The sequence below is a fragment of the Desulfofundulus sp. genome (assembly GCF_049701015.1).
Classification (GTDB): Bacteria; Bacillota; Desulfotomaculia; order Desulfotomaculales; family Desulfovirgulaceae; genus Desulfofundulus.
Map to the genome: position 1 here is coordinate 1 of NZ_JBNATZ010000326.1, position 2399 is coordinate 2399.

The following is a 2399-nucleotide window of genomic DNA, read 5'->3' on the forward strand; positions in this document are numbered from 1 at the left end:
GCCGTGCTGGGACCGCCGGGGGGCTCGGCGCTACCCGGCAGTCCGGGGGACTGCTTCGCGGGAGGTTTTTGTGTTCTGGACGGCATGGTTTAACCAACTCCTTCAAATGATCGAAGACGCCAAGCGGTGCTGGATTGCAGACGCACTGGAAAAGGGCGACCCGATTCCCGAGCCGGCCGACGAGAACTACAGCGGGCGCATCCTGGTGCGAGCCCCGAAATCCCTTCACCGGGCTTTAACGGAAAAAGCCCGTGCGGAAGGCGTCAGCCTGAACCAGTACATCGTCTATCAGCTGGCCCGTGCGGTAGGTTGGACAGAACAACGATCTTGACGTCCTCTTTCGCGAAAATGTCCCAACAATAGAAAAGCGACTGTTTGGGTTATCAGCCGCCACTCTTCCCTCAATTTGGAAATCGAATGAATTCCCGGTGGGGATCTTAATGCAGCACCGAATGCATGAACTTCGCGAAAGCGCCGGCGCCCTTCTCGGCGGCCTTCGCCAGCACCGGCCAGAACGTGTCGGCGATATTCTTCAACAGGGCCACCGCCTCCGGCCCGTGGCGGAGCACGGAGGCCGCGAGCAGGACGGCGCCGGCCAGGGCGAGCCACTGCTTCACCACCGCGGAGGCGTGTTTGGAGAGGACGACGGCGGCCGCCGCCAGACCTAAAATGAAAAAAACCTGGTCCCAGGACAGCATGAAAATAAACCCCCCAATCAATCCAGATTTGATTTATTACAAATTATGTGATAAAATATCACAAAACCTGTGATAAAGGTGATCCGGCCGATGAAAATAGAAAAGCTGTTCCCCCTGGGAGGACCGGTCCCCGAGGAAGATATAGTTGACCGGGAAAATTTCCTGAACTCCCTTACAACCAGGCTTCTGGGAGGTCAGAGCATTACGCTGGCTGGTCCGCGCAGGATAGGGAAAACCTCTCTCGCGCTGGAAGTCTTGAGAAGGCTGAAAAAAGAAGGGTGCTACACGGCATTCGTGGACTTGTTCCGCATCTCTGACCGGCGCGGCTTCGCTCTGTCCCTCATCGATGCATGCCTGGAGAACAGGACGGGAATCACAAAAACGGCAAGTGAGCTTATCAAAAATATCAAAAACATTGCAGGGTCGGCCTCTTTGGCCCTTAAGTTGAGGGACCTCGAAATCGACTTCCGCCTCCTGGAAAGAGACCGGGACGAGGACAGATTGCTCGACTATGCTCTGGACCTGCCCGACGTACTGGCTGGAAAAGAAAAGAAGCAAATGGTGGTAGTCTTCGATGAATTCCAGGAAGCTTCACGGATCGCCGGTAGAGAGATTTACAAGAAAATGAGAGCGCACTTTCAAATGCACCAAAATGTGTCCTACCTTTTCCTGGGTTCCAAAGAAGACCTCATGAAAAACATTTTCGCCACCAGCAAACAAGCATTCTACAGGTTCGCCTTGACTCTCCCCATCCCTCCCATACCGGAGGACGCCTGGACAGAATACATTGCCGGAAAGTTCGACAGTGCAGGCTTCGGAATCGACGAGGACAGTATAAGGGAGATCGTGAAGCTTACCGGAGGTCACCCGCAAGATACCATGATTGTGTGCTCAGAAGTGTACCACTCTCTGCTCGAAACCTTCGAGAAAAAACTTTCTCTAGAAACCGTCAGGATTGGGTACGAGCGGGCGCTGCATGCGCTCTCCCCATTATTCGACAGAATAATTGATGAAATAAACGAAAACCCCCACTCCGCCAGGGTTTTGAAAAGAATCGCACGGAGAGAAAGGGTTTATTCCCGAAAAGAACGCCCCAACAACATCAAAAGGGCTATCGATTTCTTGATGGCGAAGGGAATCATCGAGAAAAGCGGGCGCGGAGTGTACAAATTTACTGAACCGATGCTCCAAGAATATATCTTGCGGCAGCTATCCTGACACTGGGAAAGATGCGATAGCCCGCTGAGCCTCGTTCAGGTTTTCGAGAAGCATGGTTTGCGAAGACCCCCTCATACCATTCGTTTCCATTTCCCATATTCCGAATATTCTGACGGCTGTGGACGGGGGAGGTACCTTTTTCGTATATACGAAAAACCGTAATCTAACATAACAGGCAGTATTTACCTTATATATAGGGGGTCCAGAGACTTTTTTCACTTTACTATGACATTTCGTATGATGTACCTCTAAGCCTTGAGCCGCAAGGGCTGAGGGCACTTTTCCACAGGGACTTTTTTCACCTTTTTTCACCAAAAACCGGTGAAAAAAGTACCCCCGAAAAACCCAGTATTTATGCGGCTTCCCGGGTTTCGGCCCGACTTTTTTCACCTTTTTTCACCCGGCCCCTTAGAGGCCTCTATCCCTTGATTCTCAAGGCTTCCGGGGATTTTTTCGGGACTTTTTTCACCAAAATTGAGTTTT

General features: G+C 51.8%; 3 protein-coding genes. 2 read left to right on the forward strand and 1 reads right to left on the reverse strand.

The genetic code is table 11. The features are described from left to right. Nucleotides 1–70: 70 nt before the first annotated feature. Entirely contained in the window at nucleotides 71–331 is a 261-nt protein-coding gene (locus ACPLUI_RS13925; protein ID WP_424660845.1) for a toxin-antitoxin system HicB family antitoxin, read from the forward strand. A gap of 106 nt (nucleotides 332–437) precedes the next feature. Here the strand turns inward: ACPLUI_RS13925 and ACPLUI_RS13930 are convergent, their stop codons facing one another. Beyond that, nucleotides 438–698 (reverse strand): hypothetical protein, encoded by a 261-nt coding sequence (locus tag ACPLUI_RS13930; RefSeq protein WP_424660846.1) that lies wholly within the window; start codon nucleotides 696–698, stop codon nucleotides 438–440. Between the two features lie 90 nt (nucleotides 699–788). On the opposite strand from ACPLUI_RS13930, the gene ACPLUI_RS13935 reads away from it, so the two are divergent. Then, the gene (locus tag ACPLUI_RS13935) at nucleotides 789–1916 is read left to right on the forward strand and encodes an AAA family ATPase (RefSeq protein WP_424660847.1); all 1128 of its coding nucleotides are present in this window, start codon (nucleotides 789–791) and stop codon (nucleotides 1914–1916) included. Nucleotides 1917–2399 lie beyond the last annotated feature (483 nt).

Bases quoted from the DNA above. Each gene is read 5' to 3' on its own strand.
- ACPLUI_RS13930 (WP_424660846.1), bottom strand. From the start codon at position 698: ATGCTGTCCTGGGACCAGGTTTTTTTCATTTTAGGTCTGGCGGCGGCC.
- ACPLUI_RS13935 (WP_424660847.1), top strand. From the start codon at position 789: ATGAAAATAGAAAAGCTGTTCCCCCTGGGAGGACCGGTCCCCGAGGAA.